General features: G+C 59.6%; 13 protein-coding genes and 1 pseudogene. 7 read left to right on the forward strand and 7 right to left on the reverse strand.

What is annotated here, in order from left to right; translation table 11 throughout:
* Window positions 1-10: 10 nt before the first annotated feature.
* From AC3EMP_RS10485 to AC3EMP_RS10495, 3 genes are all read right to left on the reverse strand, one after another.
* Window positions 11-583 carry a recombinase family protein gene (locus AC3EMP_RS10485; RefSeq protein WP_023756171.1) on the reverse strand — a complete coding sequence of 191 codons (573 nt, stop codon included), beginning with the start codon at window positions 581-583 and terminating at the stop codon, window positions 11-13.
* A gap of 348 nt (window positions 584-931) precedes the next feature.
* Complete coding sequence (locus tag AC3EMP_RS10490; protein WP_352713142.1) at window positions 932-1,321, reverse strand: cupin domain-containing protein; 390 nt, start codon at window positions 1,319-1,321, stop codon at window positions 932-934.
* Between the two features lie 167 nt (window positions 1,322-1,488).
* Window positions 1,489-2,754 carry an alpha-hydroxy acid oxidase gene (locus AC3EMP_RS10495; RefSeq protein ID WP_352713145.1) on the reverse strand — a complete coding sequence of 422 codons (1,266 nt, stop codon included), beginning with the start codon at window positions 2,752-2,754 and terminating at the stop codon, window positions 1,489-1,491.
* Window positions 2,755-3,063: 309 nt separating this feature from the next.
* Here AC3EMP_RS10495 and AC3EMP_RS10500 point away from each other — a divergent pair.
* From AC3EMP_RS10500 to AC3EMP_RS10520, 5 genes and pseudogenes are all read left to right on the forward strand, one after another.
* Window positions 3,064-3,321, forward strand: a pseudogene (locus AC3EMP_RS10500) (methyltransferase domain-containing protein); the annotation flags it as partial.
* A 249-nt stretch (window positions 3,322-3,570) separates the two neighbouring features.
* The gene (locus AC3EMP_RS10505; protein ID WP_352670758.1) at window positions 3,571-3,759 is read left to right on the forward strand and encodes a hypothetical protein; all 189 of its coding nucleotides are present in this window, start codon (window positions 3,571-3,573) and stop codon (window positions 3,757-3,759) included.
* Window positions 3,760-4,011: 252 nt separating this feature from the next.
* The gene (locus tag AC3EMP_RS10510; RefSeq protein WP_352713148.1) at window positions 4,012-4,221 is read left to right on the forward strand and encodes a hypothetical protein; all 210 of its coding nucleotides are present in this window, start codon (window positions 4,012-4,014) and stop codon (window positions 4,219-4,221) included.
* 978 nt (window positions 4,222-5,199) lie between these two features.
* Window positions 5,200-5,445: a hypothetical protein gene (locus AC3EMP_RS10515; protein WP_352713150.1), complete on the forward strand. Its 246-nt coding sequence runs from the start codon at window positions 5,200-5,202 to the stop codon at window positions 5,443-5,445.
* A gap of 569 nt (window positions 5,446-6,014) precedes the next feature.
* Complete coding sequence (locus AC3EMP_RS10520; RefSeq protein ID WP_352713153.1) at window positions 6,015-6,371, forward strand: M20/M25/M40 family metallo-hydrolase; 357 nt, start codon at window positions 6,015-6,017, stop codon at window positions 6,369-6,371.
* A gap of 342 nt (window positions 6,372-6,713) precedes the next feature.
* Here AC3EMP_RS10520 and AC3EMP_RS10525 read toward each other — a convergent pair whose 3' ends face one another.
* Both AC3EMP_RS10525 and AC3EMP_RS10530 read right to left on the reverse strand, forming a co-directional pair.
* Window positions 6,714-7,490: an OmpA family protein gene (locus AC3EMP_RS10525; RefSeq protein ID WP_023728133.1), complete on the reverse strand. Its 777-nt coding sequence runs from the start codon at window positions 7,488-7,490 to the stop codon at window positions 6,714-6,716.
* 85 nt (window positions 7,491-7,575) lie between these two features.
* A complete protein-coding gene (locus tag AC3EMP_RS10530) occupies window positions 7,576-10,878 on the reverse strand; it encodes a DUF6212 domain-containing protein (RefSeq protein ID WP_023746382.1) in 3,303 nt (1,100 codons plus the stop codon).
* A gap of 128 nt (window positions 10,879-11,006) precedes the next feature.
* On the opposite strand from AC3EMP_RS10530, the gene AC3EMP_RS10535 reads away from it, so the two are divergent.
* The gene (locus AC3EMP_RS10535; protein ID WP_027049390.1) at window positions 11,007-12,020 is read left to right on the forward strand and encodes a glycosyltransferase family 2 protein; all 1,014 of its coding nucleotides are present in this window, start codon (window positions 11,007-11,009) and stop codon (window positions 12,018-12,020) included.
* Window positions 12,021-12,056: 36 nt separating this feature from the next.
* Here the strand turns inward: AC3EMP_RS10535 and AC3EMP_RS10540 are convergent, their stop codons facing one another.
* Both AC3EMP_RS10540 and AC3EMP_RS10545 read right to left on the reverse strand, forming a co-directional pair.
* Entirely contained in the window at window positions 12,057-12,296 is a 240-nt protein-coding gene (locus tag AC3EMP_RS10540; protein ID WP_023670631.1) for a hypothetical protein, read from the reverse strand.
* Between the two features lie 201 nt (window positions 12,297-12,497).
* Window positions 12,498-14,366 (reverse strand): DUF6212 domain-containing protein, encoded by a 1,869-nt coding sequence (locus AC3EMP_RS10545; RefSeq protein ID WP_352713181.1) that lies wholly within the window; start codon window positions 14,364-14,366, stop codon window positions 12,498-12,500.
* Between AC3EMP_RS10545 and AC3EMP_RS10550 the strand changes: the two genes are divergently transcribed.
* Window positions 14,355-14,789 carry a hypothetical protein gene (locus AC3EMP_RS10550; protein ID WP_488494611.1) on the forward strand — a complete coding sequence of 145 codons (435 nt, stop codon included), beginning with the start codon at window positions 14,355-14,357 and terminating at the stop codon, window positions 14,787-14,789. The genes AC3EMP_RS10545 and AC3EMP_RS10550 overlap by 12 nt on opposite strands.
* Window positions 14,790-15,002 lie beyond the last annotated feature (213 nt).

Raw genomic sequence — 15,002 nt, forward strand, 5'->3', positions numbered from 1 at the left:
ACGAATTCGGTCAACGCAACGAGCTAGCGCGAGCGGACGGGAAATAAGAATAAAACGTCGTGCGTGACACTCCTAGCCTTTGAGCGATTTCTGCGACGGGGATTGTGCCCGCCCTCAAAAGTGCGCGCGCGGCCTCCAAGTCCCCGTCAGTGAGCTTCTTCTTACGTCCTCCTTTGCGACCGCGGGCAAGGGCTGCCTTGAGTCCCTCCATTGTGCGCTCGCGGTTAAGGTCGAGGAAATACTCGGCCATGGCTCCGTGCATCTGCAACGCGAAACGCCCATGAGCGGTCTCGCTGTCGAAATGTTCGGTGAGACTTTGAAAAGCCACTTCGCTGCGCCGTAGCGTGTCGATGGTGCGCATCATCTCGACCAGGGATCGCCCCAGTCGGTCGAGCTTCCAGACGATCAGGACGTCGTCGGGCCGCAAGAAGGCGAGGGCAGCCTCGAACTCCGGCCGCTTGGTACCGGACCTGCCGGATTTCTTTTCCTCGAAAATCTTCGTGCAGCCGGCACGGGTGAGGGCGTCACGCTGCAGGTCAAGGTTCTGATCGATGGTCGAAACGCGCGCGTAGCCAACTAGCATGTGCGGATTGTTTCATGAAAGGGTTATCCACACAATAGAATTCTGTACATAATTTCTGGACACATGCGGCTTCGGTTCCTGCCTCTCTGGAGGGTCTCGGCCTGCTGTTCGGAAAACGGTCGATTTCCGGACATGGCGATGTCGCGTACAGACTAACGCGCTATCCGGGCTCTAAGGTCCGATCCAGGATGCGATTTAGGCGAGCAATACGCTCAGCGAGCGTGCGATGACCTTCTTTGGGGCAGGCTATCATTTTGTCGATCAAAGAGTGCAGAACTCCTTTGACCCATTCGTTGCCCACGGCACGGATCGCGTACTGCGCGCCTCGATAATCGTCGAAATTCGGGATCAGTCTGCCGCTGATGGTAGCCAGCGACGGACAGGCTCGCTATCATCAAAGACCGCCTCGAAAATTGATGATGCGAGCACGGCACATATGTGAAGGGTTTCAGAGCCGACGTTTCGAAACCCGTGTTTTCGATTAGCCGGAACAACAAGTGATTGCCCTTCGATTATGCTAACCGACTCGTTGTCGATCCAAATCTCTGCTTTGCCGGCGACCACAGAGAGCACTTCTTCAACACGGTGACTGTGCGTCGGGGCGCCCATAGCCGGCGCTACCCATTGCTCGAAAATGCACAGCTGAAGCGCGCCGTTCTCAGCGGATATAAGCATCCGGGTTTCTACTCCAACTCGCCATTCCTCCCGCCGCTGTTCCGCATGTGAGATTATCTTCATGATGATTGTGGACCCCTCTCACTTCAAGCAAATGTTCTTCTCCTGTAAGGACCCGCCCGCCACTCTGAAATGCACATCGAAGCAACGTCCCAACCTTGGCCAGAGCACAAGTAGATGGCCCGTGTCGGCATCCCCGGAGCCCTCAGCGACATCCATCCCCCTGCTTGTCACCAGATGAGACTTCGATCAATCTCGCCAATTGAGGTCCTCCCGGTTAACGCCATTGCCGTTTCAAATTCCCGGCGTAACAGGTCAACACAGTGCCTGACCCCATCCGATCCGCCCAAGGCAAGCGCATAAACATATGGGCGGCCGATCATCACCGCGGTTGCTCCAAGAGCGATAGACTTCAAAACATCCGTTCCCCGTCTGATGCCGCCATCGATAATGATTGGAATCCTGCTGGCCACCCGCTCGGCAATTGCCGGCAGTGCATCGATCGTTGCCGGCAGCGTGTCGAGGTTCCGTGCGCCATGATTGGAAACCACAATGGCGTCCGCGCCTGAGCTTATCGCCAGTTCAGCGTCCTCAGGATCAAGGATGCCTTTCAACACGATAGGCAGAGCTGTGAGAGAACGGAGCCACTCAACATCCGGCCATGTCAATATTGCACGCTTTGGCGAACCACCGATCTTGAAGAGGCCTGTATTGCGGTCATTGAAATAAGGGGTGGCGAGCGCATCGGGAATTTTGAAACCGGCTCGCATTTGCCTTCGCCGATCGCCGAGTGTTGGCATATCCACCGTTACGCAGATCGCCTTCGCTCCGCCCGCAGCGACTTGGGCGACAAGGTCGCGGTTGAAACCTCGATCGCTCTGCCAATACAACAGGAACCAGATCGGCACAGGGCTTGTGGCCACGCATTCCTCGATGGTTGCTGTTCCGCTGGTTCCCAGAGTGAATATCGCACCGGCTTCGCCCGCCCCGCGAGCGGCAGCCACTTCGCCCTCGGGGTGTGACATGCGTTGGAATGCCGTTGGCGCCAGAAAGATCGGATGAGAGAGCCTTTCACCGAAGAGCGTAACGCTTGTGTCGATCTTCGAGACGTCCCGCAAAACCCGCGGCCTGATCCGCAGCAGGTCAAACGCACCTACATTGTCCCGCATCGTAATTTCGTCACCAGCCGCGCCGGCGATAAACTCATAGACGGCATGGGGCAAACGATCACGTGCAGCAGGTTCGAAGTCTGCCAGGCAAAGAAATTCATTTGCGAGATCAGAAGGCATTTGCCACCCGGCTGCGGTGTTCAAGACGTTATGCTGAGTTGTTACGCTGTTCAACCGGCCGCCCGTGCTCCACGGCATCTTGAGCTTCTTTCCAGAGTCGTGCTCGATCGGACTGACTACTAGTTGAGGCCATCCGTGCCTGACCAGAAGCCAGAAGGCCCCTGCCGGACAAAAACGCGCTTTGTCGTCTGCCGTGCTGGTGGCCAAGCCGTCACGCCCTCTCTGAAGGACTTCTCTCGTTTGAGGATGCGCCTAGACGGCACCCTTTCAGATATTTATGTTAGACATCTCTAAAGTAGGCATGAGCCGCTCGGCTTCAGATCGCGCCAAGGCCTGCATTCAAGCCCTGATTTGTTGTGCTTTTTCATCCGGGGGGACGCCAGTATGACAAGCGAACGTCAGCACGAATACGAGTTGGGACATTCGGAAAGAGAACTGAGAAGGCTAGCGACGCAGGCGGCATTGGTTGACCCGATGACCCGGGATTACCTGCGGCGAGCTGGCCTTCGAGCGGGAATGCATGTCCTTGACGTGGGGAGCGGCGCTGGCGATGTCGCCTTTCTCGCGGCTGATATTGTCGGACCCACAGGTCTTGTTATCGGCTCTGACAGGTCGGCGGAGGCTCTTGACGCTGCTCGGGCGAGAGCCGCGCAACGTGGTTTGGAGAATGTAATCTTCCACCAGTGTGATCCTGCCACCTTCACTTTCGATATAGCGTTCGACGCAGTTGTTGGCCGATACGTCCTTATGTTCGCGCCCGATCCGGTCGAGATGTTGAGGGGGGTTGCGCGGCATCTTGGTCAAGGGGGCGTGATGGTATTCCACGAAGTCGACTGGACTGGCGCTGCCTCGTTTCCCTCCGTCCCAACGTACGACAACTGCTTTCGGTGCATTGTGGAGACATTTCGTCGTGTAGGGACCAACCCCAACATGGGCCTGCAGCTCCATGCGACCTTCGTAAAAGCCGGGCTGCCGGCCCCTAGCATGGCGGTAAGTGCTCTCGCCGGAGGTGGATCAGACAGTATGAGCGGCATTGATCTGATCTCCGATCTCGCAACGACCATGGCTCCGGTCATGGAGCAGATGGGCGTTATCGCAGCTTCAGAACTCGGTCCCGAAACGCTGCAAGATCGAATTCGCGCCGAGGCTTATGCAAGCGGAAGCGTGGTGGTCGGCCGATATGAGGTGGGCGCCTGGTCACGACGAATGTAGGCACCACGGTCATGCGCCCGCGCTTCCCTCGTGCAGCCCGCTCGAGGCTATCCGACTCGAGGCAGCGCCGGCGCGAGACATGGTGGCCTGGCTGTGCTCGGACGCCATCAACTTCAATACCGGCGTGGTATTCGAAATGTCGGGTGGGCGGGCTCGCTACTGAGCGCCGACCATCTCGGTGCTTTCAGGCGGCCCGGCGCCACCGTGGACCAAATATTCCCTACCCCTAACGCGGACCTATATGATCCCCTCATGGCAACTCTGCGGTACGAGGTAAGGCGGGAACTAGATGGGACGTGGACGGTGTTCGACGTGTTCACCGGGCTGCCGGCTATTGTAGCGGGCCACCCATCTATCGACCATCCCGACATGGAGTATGCCGAAGAGCTGGCAGCCATCCTGAATGCCAACGACCTGAAGCAGAGGCTATCTCATGGGAGGTTCCCCGGAGGGTTCGCCTGACTAAGGTGGCATGACAAGTTAGCCATTCAACCAGCCTCGGTACTGCCCATCCAGGATGGCTCGTCCCATTCTGAACAAGTATTTGTTATTGAACTGACGCGTAAATGGAAAAGTTCGTCCATCGCAGCGCTCGGTGTGAATGCCTTCCCGCTGCCGACCGACGGCAATGGTCAGGCCCGCGCTTTCCTCGTGGGGTAGCGCGGGCCGCTTCAGCCTAGCCATGCTAGCTAGAACCCAGTTCCCGGTGGCGTTCCCTTCGTTCTTCAAGGAACAGCTAGGTGTGCTCGACCCATTCAAATTGGATGGTCAGCAAGTAGCCGCTGCCAGCAGCGGCCCAGCAGCCGTCTGCGGGGACTTTGCAGCGGGCGCGCTGGGCCTGACCGGTGGGGCGGTGTGGTATCCGCCGGCTGGCGAACATATGCGCCTCCTCCCAACGCCAGCGAAACATCCAAACGAACGAGGTGATCTAACCGCGATCTCGCCATCCAAGGCCGACACATAGGCCGATAGCAAAGGCCTATAATAGCTGAGAGAACGAAAATGGCCGACGCCATGGTTGGGGAACCCGGGTGGGTAGGCGCCGGCCACAAGCGGAACAGGCCCGCCGCGCCACACACATGGCTGATTGTCATCACGTGGTTATGGTGTGATCGCGTAGGGCTAGACCAGCGGAACCTAGTAAACGCCGCTTAGTAAGCGATCCTCGACGCGATCGTTCATCGCCACGACGACTTGGGAAACTTGACGGTTGCAGTCCTCTGCGATGTAGGTCAAGTCATGTACATCGGCCCTCCGATCATGAGCAGGCATGCGCCCATCCTACCATATCGCGCTGCCGGTATCGCAAGGCGCCGGCAGCAAGGGGGAGGCGACCAGAGCCGATGTGAAGGGACTAGGCAGCTAATATTCGCTTGCGCTAATTTAAATGTGCCGTAACGTCATGCTCAGCGTTTTTGGGGAGGAGCAACGGTGGGGAGTATGATGAGATTAGCTGTGTTTTGCGCGGCGATCGTGATCGCTGGGACTGGTGTCGCTGTTGCCAAGGAGAAGAAGGTGGTGGTGAGTCACGCCACGGACCTTTGCTCTACGAAGCACTCGGCCAAGAAGCAGGTGCTCGGGCTGGACTGCAGGCCGACCGGAACCGTTAAATTGCCGGCCGGTGGAACGCCGGAAAAGCCGCGCCTCGGATACGACACCGATCCGTGGCTGGTTAAAGGCCTTTAGACACCAGGCGACGGCAACACAGCGCGGCTAAGGGGAATGTGCGCTGGCGGTGAAGCCTTCTTTGTTCTCTCATCGGTGGAACATTGTCGCCTGGAAACGCTTCGGACGGTGCACTGCCCCATCAGTGCAACGTTCCCTTCCTTGTTTGCACTGGCCGGCTGCCGAAAGGTGGCCGGCTTTTTTGTATATAACCGCGACCTGATGTTTGGGGCTTGTTGATTGGACAGCAGCGAGTGGCCGCTGCTGGCTTAGCGTCCAGGATTGGAATCTGTAAAGGCGAGATCACCAAGGCAGGGATGACCAGACTAAATAACGGTTTCGTCTGTTAGCCGCGACGCCGGCGATAATTGAATTCAGAAGGGCGTCGGCCCGGCTGCCCAACATCAGGGTGCACAGACAGCCGGGCCAAGGCTGGAAAGAGGTTCCGCTCCCGCCCAACCGGGATCGATCAACGCCATACCGCAGTCTGTGGTCTTCGCCGTCGATATCAGGCATCCGCGGGTAGAGCGGCTCGATGCCATCGAAGCAGAACTGCGCCAGGTGTGCGCGGCGGAGGCAGAAGCTCAGCATTGCACGGTAACGATCAGTCGGTCGTTCGACATGCCGGGGCGGCATTCTCTGCCGATATGGTCAAAACCGTCGAGGAGGCCGCCAATACCCTACAGCTGCCGCACAAACAGATGATCTCGGGTGCTTTCCATGACGCGCTGTTCCTCGCCCGGGTGGCGCCTGCCGTGATGATCTTTGTGCCGTGCCGTGACGGGCTGAGCCACAACGAGGCGGAATATGTGGAGCCTGCCTACGCGGTTACCGGCGCGCGGGTTCTGCTGCAAGCGGCCACCGTCGCCGCCTCTTGGGGGCGACGGTGGCACAGGCGTGAAGAGGCAACCCGTAGGAGTTCCTGGTGCCCGTCAATCACTTCGTGACGTCGGCGGGCTGCAGCGGGTGGTCAAGGATGCCGAGCGGCGGCGGACTGATCGCGGACGTACGATCGACCCACATTCAACACCTGACCCAGCAGAAAAGCCCACCAGACCCCCGGGGCGTCATTGACGCCGCGGGTGATGCAGGCGGTGACGATCTCGTCGGCTTGTCGACATAGGCGATCTGCTGGGCCGCCTCGGCCACCCGGAGGAAATCCCCACGCCCGACATAGACCTTGCCCGTGCCGATCGCGAGTAACTGGTCGAGGAGGGCCTTCCAGCCGTCCAGCGTCGGGTGTGGTGCGCCGTAGCCCACATCGTTGCGGGTCAGCTAATCTGGCAAGCTTACATCAGGGATGCGGTCGCCAGACGATTGCGAACGCCGTTCGGCTTCTGGTCGCCAACGTACTCCACTTTCGTGTCTACCAGACGATCGCTTTCGATCCCGGCTGCGGTTAAGATATCCTCGACCGCCTTCAGGCGCTGCTTGGCCAGTTCCTTGTTTGTCTTTGCAGCGTCGGCGCCGGTGAATTCCGTAGCCGCGAGAGCCGTCAGTTCGACATTGCAACGTGAGTTGCGGATGCTGGCGGCGAACTTCTCGAGGTCGGCCTTGACCCTCGGTGAGATCACATAGGACTGGCTATAGAAAAACAGGTCGACCTGCACAGGGCTGCGCTTCTCATATTGCCGGCAAGATATGCCTTGCTTTGGCAGCGTGTACAGTATCGCGCTCCGCGCCGTATTGGTGTCGGCGGCGCCGTCGTCAACCCAATGCGAAAGCACCAGCACCATTTCGGGCTTGACGCCTTGCGCCTTGAGAAAATCGCCGGTTGCATCGAGCCTGAGACCAGCGATGTCGTAGGCTTTTTTGTAGTTGCCTTCCTTGCTCGCCGTTGCGTAGAGGCGGTAGCCGCAATCGTGCCCAGCATCCTTGACGAAAGCCGCAAGGGCCTTCGCGGATTCCTCGGATATCTTGCCGTCACCTTTTTTGAAGAGGACGCGATGTGCATTCCACTGCGTGCATTTAGACCCCATGTCGCGTTCCTGGGCGGCCGCGCCGAAAGACATTGCGCATCCGGTAATGACAATAAATGCCAGAACAAGGCCCAGCGATTTCTTCATTGTCTTGGCGCCTCCACGCGGACTTAATCTACTACCGCACTTAAACGTCGACAAGGCGCGACCGCGTCCCGACAACCCGCGCCCCTCAGTCCCACACCAGCAACAGCTTGCGCCAGAAAGCATTGGACGGCATCGGCTTCGAGCCGGATGGCAGCCGGATTGCCAGGTAGATCGTCAGCCACTTGCGATCGACCTCCCGGGTCGAAACTTTCAGGTCATGCAGTTCGAACGGTCTCGAGACGCGCGTCCATCCCGAGAATGACAGCGCGCCGACAGGTGCATCGTGTTTCCACACAAGTTTTTCTTCTTGCCTGCCGAGCGCCATGGCGAACTCGAATGGGGATGCTTCATCGTGGGCGATCTCCACTGTCGCGATGACACTTCTGGCAAAGGCCGGGAACGCCGAATTGAGGGCGGCAACAACCGGACCGTGCGTGTTCGGCCGCAGGAATATACCGCCATTGTCGCCCGCGATGAGCAGCGTCGGCAGCTCGGAGGGATAATCCGTCACAAGCGCCGCACGCTTCAGATCATCATTGGTCATTCGGCGCGTGCGTTGGCGCTGTTGGGGTGCGTTGAGGCGCGGGCGCCTGGCATCGTTCGAAACGACATGGCGGATATGGACGCTGGAAAAGCCGCCGAGGACGCGCGCCTCCGGGCGGCTGCCGCCGCATTTGACTGCCAACAACAAATCGCGTCGACCGGTTGCCGGCGAACTGACCATCGCCCCTATCTCACGCGCCTCGTGCCGTCGGCTGACATCAGCCCAACCGCTCCCGCTGCCAACCTCAAGCAGCCGGGCGAGATTGCTGAAGGTCTGGTTTTCTGCGTCTACGATCGCGAGCTGAAACTGCGCAGAGCCCGTCAGTTCCTCGTCGAGGTAAACCCAACACGTCGCGCCTACGGTGCCCGGCGGGCAGACTCCCTTCAGCAAAGCCATGGTGACATTGCTGCCCCTGGCTTCGAGGAACAACTGGTCTGGAGACTGTTCGACATAGCTCAGCAGGTCCGGATCGGCATCCGGATACGAACCGACATGAGCCAGGCGCATGGGCTCGGCGGAAAGATACTGCTCGCGGTACAGCGAGGAATTCAACTCGGGCACCGTCTCTCCGGTCGCAGCGTTGAGTATTTCAACCACACCCACAGCAAAGTCGCTTCGCCCTGCACGGGCGAGAAGCGAAATTGCGGTATCCGCCCTGCCTTCGCGTGCCGCGATCTCGGCCAGCAACTGCATGGCGTCCGCGGTATTGGCGGGACCTGTACTCAACCTGAGATACCGCTCGTCGTTAACCCGCAGCTCCAGATTCCAGAGATTGAGCTCCTTCTCATGATTGTCGGTGTTCGAGCTGATGGCCAGTTGCACGAACATTTCCGTTTTCGCGAATCGATGCTTTCGAAAGACAGCGATGATCGGCTTGCGATTCCTCAGCCACTCGGCATTTCGATTCATGCCCGTCGGTGCCGACCGGTACCAATAGAGCGGCTCCGGGACAGGGACGATCTCCAGGCCTGCCAGATCCGCGCGAAGGAAAAACTCCCAGTCGCTTGCGGAAAACCCCCGCTCTTCGTTGAGGTAACCTATCTTGTCGAACACCTCACGCCGGAACATCGCATTGGCATCGCCATACGGATTGTTGAGCATGGCGATGTCCGTCGGCCCGCCGACCGGGAAGTAGAGTACATAGCCGCTCCTGGTGTCCGGCGGCACGAAGGGCTCGTTGAGCCACTTGGCGAAGGTCGTGCAGATATCGGCGCCGGAATTTTGCATGCCGGCGACGAACGTACTGACGGCGTTTGGGAACAGCACGTTGTCGTCGTCCAGGAACAGGATCAGCGAACCCCTGGCGGCGCGGATACCGGTGTTGCGCGCCTTGCCGAGGAAGCCGTTCTTCTGCTGGATGATCCGCCATCCTCGCTGCTCGAACTCCGGTTCGAGTTCCGCCAACAGGTTGATTGCATCGGGATCGGTGCTGCCGTCATCGACGACAATCAATTCGATGTTGGGGTAGTCTTGGCGTCGAACCGAGGCAATCGCCTGCGGCAACAGGTGCACCCGGTTGTAGTGCGCAGTGATGATCGAAACGAGCGGCCGTTGGCTCCGCCTGCGACTGGAGACCTTGCCGGGTTCGCGGGAGAATTTCGCGTGCAGCCCGCTCCAGGCTTTCTCGAGCGCTTCCCGCTTTTGCAGGGGCTTTGCCGGACGAAACGATCGGCTTTCCAGCACAGACGCAATTTTGGCCGCGATGGCGGAGGCCGACGCATCCATCAGGACGGCATCGGCCGACTTCGGATGGAGCACGTCACGAATGCTGCCGACATCTGTCGCAATGAACGGGATCTCTTCGTTAAGGCACGTCATCACTTCCAGCGGCAGCTGAGCCGCTGAGTGCGTCATCGCCACCAGAGCATGACTCTGCCGCAGGTATCTATAGATGTCAGGCTCATCTCGAATGGGCAGGAGCTTCAATTTGAACGGCCATTGCCGCGCACGCCGAACGATCATGCCACCCGAATGCTCGCCCAGGACATGACCAAACGCGCCGACTACCGTCACTGTCAGATCGGTGACGCCGCTGTCGGCCAGACGATCGAGCGCATCGCAGAACAGCGTCAGCCCATCGCGCGCCTCTGTGCCTGAAAAATGAATCACTTCGGCGGTTGGCCGATCCCGCGGCCTGTAGTGATCGACAGCGAAGTTGGAACGCCACTCCTCCGGCTCGAGGGGCGCAGCAATGTGATGGCTGGTGGGCAGCTTCCATCCCGCCTTGGCCATCCAGTCGAGCAGCGACTGGCCAGCGATGACAAGATGGTCGCACGTCTCGGCCGACCTCTTTTCCATGTGCGCGACGGTCATCTGCTCCTTGCGTTCGACCGCCCGTGAATTGGCTTCCAGCTTCCACACAAGGGGCTCATGTGCGAGCACGATGATCGTAGGAGGATCGGGAAAGACACCTGTGCGCTTCGCAAGGGTGGAGAAATGCGCCAGTCCGCCTTCAAGCGCAAAATAGACGACGTCGAATGCATTCTGCTTGAGGTAGTGGTAGGCGGCCAATGAGTTCTTGTCGCAGGACTCCGTGCCGCGCAGCAACTCGGGCGAGGGCGGCAACAATTCGAGCCGCACCAGGAAATTGTCGAAGCACCATTTGCCCAGCCTGACTATTTCCTGATCATCGGGCTGGCTGCCGAGCGGGCTCGGCGCCCAAAGCAGCGTCACGGTATCGCCGGTTCCGGCCAGATGCTGCGCCAGCGCGTAGGTTACCGACCCGTGATCGCCAGTCGCCGTCGAGCCGAACTCAACCTCCGAAACGACACACACATTGCGAGGCTTCTGGCTTGCCTGTCGCTTGCCCGTGGGCATGGCGCCTGCCTTGGAACCAATGCTCAATGCCCCCCCCTTGTCAGCCCGCTTCGTTCGAAACAGTCTTGCCAACAGTTGGATAACACTTTGATAATCGTTTCGCGGGACTCTCAGCAGCGTACCTGCCTTTCGCGTAAACTGGTTGATGACCTCGGATGGTTGAACTTCGATCCCCAAAACATCTCGCGCGACTGGACGACCGGCCCATTGACGTGACCGATGGCGAGATCTTGTGCTTTGTCGGACTGCGCAACGAAGCCCAATTGCTGCGGCAACTTCTCGACCACTACCGCGGCCTGGGCGTCGATCGGTTCTTCTTCCTGGACAATGGCTCCACGGATGGGACCCGCGAATTGATCCTGGAGCAGCCGGACAGCCACTGCTTCCACACGGAAGGATCGCATTTCGCTGAAAACATCGATCCGCCGCGATGGATCAACACGCTCATGAATGTGTTCGGCACCGGCCATTGGTGCCTTTCGATCGACGCCGACGAACTTCTCGTCTATCCCGATTTTGAGCGGGCAAATCTCCAGCAGCTCTGCAGCTACCTCGATTCGACCGGCGTCGATGCTGTCATAGGCTCCATGATCGACATGTACGCCGATGGCCCGTTGGCCGAATACAGCTATGATGGCAAGATCCCGCTTGTTGAAGCTTCACCCTACTTCGACCCGGAGCCGGGATGGCTGCGCCCGCGCGACGGTATGTACCCACCCGAGCAGATGTTCGGTGGCGTGAGGGAACGGGTCTTCTGGCACGGCCGGTTCAAGCAAACTTTTCCCCCGTGCCTGACAAAGGTGCCGATCGTGAAATGGGGGCGCGGCACGCGTTATCACGTCGCACAGCACACGATCAGCAAGGTCCGATTCAGCGAACTGCGCGTCGCATTGCTGCACTTCAAATTCGTCTGGGGATTCCGCCAGAAATCAGCGTCGTCTCTGAGTGAAAATGCGCAGCTCAAGGAAAAGACGCTTGAGGAGCGCGCTGCCTACATGGAAGCCTTGGAGCGTAATCCGAAACTCGCGCTTCGGAACCAAAGCTCCGTCTGCTATCGGGGTGACGGCGCGCAACTCGTCGAACTCGGCTGGATGAAGACCTCGGAGCCCTTCGCCGGTTTCGTTTCGACCCTGGCCATGCAACACCAGCGCAGCGACTACGCCACCTGATGTGCTCGAACTACTGAGGGAAAATCCGGCTGATGCTTATCCGCCGTAGCGGCCGCCGCCTTCACCGTGGCCTTTGCCCTCTTCACCGCCCGCAAACTGGCCCAAACTGTTGAGAGCAAGCGCCTTGCAGGCTGTCGGAGCGTTCGGGTACCGGTGCAGATAATCCTCAAGTGCCTCGATGGTGCCGGTTTTAAGGGCCTGCTCGCAGGCAAGCTCGGCTTCCTTGACGCCAACTTCGGTCTTCGCCTGCGCCGCGTCAGAAAAAGCGACGCTCAACCCCAGCAGACTAAGTCCACCCAACAGTAGAGAATGAATCCTACGCATAACGCACCCCACCTACTCAACCCACTGAAACATTAGCGTCTGTTAACGTTTTGTCAACCATTCTTGGAAGGTTCCACCAACGTGGTTAACGCGCACGACCGATGAACGGGCCTGGCTTGCGCTCGGATCTCCCTTGCCTGGTTGGATCGACGTTTAGTCGCTGAACAGTGTCAGCGTGCGGAAGAACGCATTCGTGGGAAAACCGTTGGACGTTGCGGTGAAACGAACGGCGAGAACGATTGAAAGCAGCATCTTCCTTCGTGTGCGAAGCGTTGCCACCAAGTGATGACGCACAAATCTGTCTTCGATGCTCATCCAGCCTGAGAAGGCGATCGTTTGCTGGCCGATGTCCTGTTGCCAATCTATGGGCTGGTCGGGTCGAGCAAGGGCGAGAGCAAAATCCATCGCCGGCGCATCGGCATGAGCGATTTCGACGGATGCTTCAACCTTCCGGAAGAAGGCTGGAAAATGATGATCAAGCGATGCAGCGACCGGGCCGTCCGCATGCGGACGCAAGAACACCCCGCCGTCGTCCGGTGCGACAAGCAGCAGCGGGAGAGCCGAGACGCGGGGTGTAAGCAACCGCGCACTCCGCAGCATGTCGTAGTCGAGAATGATAGAACCGCCGCCGACATCAGGACGGTCGGCGGCATTGTGGTCTGTGGCGGGGCGCCCAAGCAAAGTGGCAGCCGTATCGGGGCGGCCGATCGACCCAGCAATGCTGGCAAGCTTCTCTATGGCCGCATCGCTGTTCGGCTCGATGTCGCAAAGCTCCAGATATTTCCGATTGCCGGGGGTATATTTCAGGTTTTCGCGGGCACTTTCAATTTCAGACCGGTGCGCGTTCTGGGCAATGGCCAAATGATGCAGCAGGCGGGCGCCATCGGGCAGGCTCGACCTGAACGCCTCCAGGATGGGAAGCCGGTTGTCGTACCAGTTCGACGTCCGAAACATGCCATCCGGTTTCGAGCGATACCAGTATAGCGGCTTTGGAATCGTCCTGATCTTGAGACCGGCGAGAGAGGCTCGAGCAAAGAATTCCCAGTCGTGCATGGCGTAGCCCGGCTTTTCGATCAAGAACCCGATCCGCGAGAAGACAGACCGGCGCATCATCGCATTCGCGTCACCGTAGACGTTATGGATCAGGCCGAGCGCGTCGGGACCACCCAGAGGCAGGTACTGGATCAGCCCGTCGGCGCGATCTTCGGGCACGAAATCCTCGTAGAAGATCAGTTGGAACGCAGTGCAGATGTCGGCACCCGATGTAGCCATCGCACGCACGAAATGATCGACGGCCTCCGCAAACAGCGCGTTGTCGTCGTCGACGAACAGGATCAGCTCGCCATGCGAAGCGCGGATGCCGGCATTTCGCGCCGCACCGAGGTGCTTGTGCGGTCGGCGCAGAATCTTCCACCCGCGCTGACGGAAGGTCGGTTCCAGCGTATCCAGCAATCGCCTGACTTCATCCAGGTCGCTTCCGTCGTCGACCAGAACCAGTTCCAGGTGATCATAGGTTTGCGCTTCGATCGCAGCGATTGCCTGTTTAAGATAGAGCGGCCGGTTGCGATGGGCCATGACAATAGAGACCAGGGGTGACGACCCGGCACTTTTGTCGACGCGCCAGCGCCTAGTTGGCGTCGGCAAGTTGCGCGTATCCAGCCAGGACTGCCGACATTGGCTCAGGCTGTCGACAGGCAGTGGGCGAGGCGGGTCGTCGAGCGCCGCCGAAATGGCCTGCGCCAACGCGGCGGCGTCAGGATCGACCAGCCGCGGCTGCCTCGCCTGCGCACTCCAGCGCTCGGCGTTCGCGTCGACATTGGTCGCAACGAAAGGCAATCCCGCCTCGATGCATGCGGCAACGGTGCCGCCCGTCGATGCGGCGTGGGCGGGGATGACGGCAATCGCGCCGGCCCGCACGACGTAGTCGAGCTTTGCGGCGGGGCTTGCGTGCGCCAACAGGTTGACCTTGAACGGCCACCGCTCGGCGCGTCTCAGCAGCAGTCCACCGCTGTGCTCGCCCATGATCTTTCCAAATGGACCGAATGCGGTGACCGTCAGCCCTTTTGGCGCCATTGGCGCTATGATGTCGAGCGCGTCGCAAAGCAGCGTCAGGCCATCGCGGAAGCGCCATCCGGCCAAGACGGCAAGTTCTCCGCCCGTCGACGATCGCACACCGGCTGGAGCGAGACGATGCTGCAGCGGCAACATCGGCGTCACGATCGCCTTCTTCACCTTCCAACCCTTCGACAACATCCAGTGTCGCAAGGCTGCGGACACACAGATCGTCCGGTTCGCCATCTCGGCGCAGTATTTCTCCATATAGGCGACGGCAATCACCTCGGCGCTGTCGAAGAACGCCTTGTCGGCTTCATGTTCCCATTCTTCCGGAGCGTGAGCGACGACCACGATCGGCGGCGCGGCAAAAGCCGCAGTCTCGACAGCTAGCAGCGTGTAGTAAGGCAGCCCGCCCTCAAGGGGCGCGTAGACCAAATCGTGGCCGGACCGTTCGAGATAATGCAGCACAGCGGCGGACCGGCTCTCGGGTGTCGTCAGCCAAGGAAGCAGCTGATCGGACTTGTCGAGAATGACCAGCCGCACCGATGCCGCCTCCAGCTCGCGGTGGCGCGCGGCCTCCTCCGTTGGAGCATCCCTGCCTGG

This window comes from Mesorhizobium sp. P160219, assembly GCF_057786095.1.

Coding starts and splice junctions, on each gene's coding strand:
- AC3EMP_RS10485 (WP_023756171.1), bottom strand. CDS start 583: ATGCTAGTTGGCTACGCGCGCGTTTCGACCATCGATCAGAACCTTGAC.
- AC3EMP_RS10545 (WP_352713181.1), bottom strand. CDS start 14,366: ATGGGCGAGCACAGCGGTGGACTGCTGCTGAGACGCGCCGAGCGGTGG.
- AC3EMP_RS10505 (WP_352670758.1), top strand. CDS start 3,571: ATGAGCGGCATTGATCTGATCTCCGATCTCGCAACGACCATGGCTCCG.
- AC3EMP_RS10510 (WP_352713148.1), top strand. CDS start 4,012: ATGGCAACTCTGCGGTACGAGGTAAGGCGGGAACTAGATGGGACGTGG.
- AC3EMP_RS10525 (WP_023728133.1), bottom strand. CDS start 7,490: ATGAAGAAATCGCTGGGCCTTGTTCTGGCATTTATTGTCATTACCGGA.
- AC3EMP_RS10490 (WP_352713142.1), bottom strand. CDS start 1,321: ATGAAGATAATCTCACATGCGGAACAGCGGCGGGAGGAATGGCGAGTT.
- AC3EMP_RS10515 (WP_352713150.1), top strand. CDS start 5,200: ATGATGAGATTAGCTGTGTTTTGCGCGGCGATCGTGATCGCTGGGACT.
- AC3EMP_RS10535 (WP_027049390.1), top strand. CDS start 11,007: ATGGTTGAACTTCGATCCCCAAAACATCTCGCGCGACTGGACGACCGG.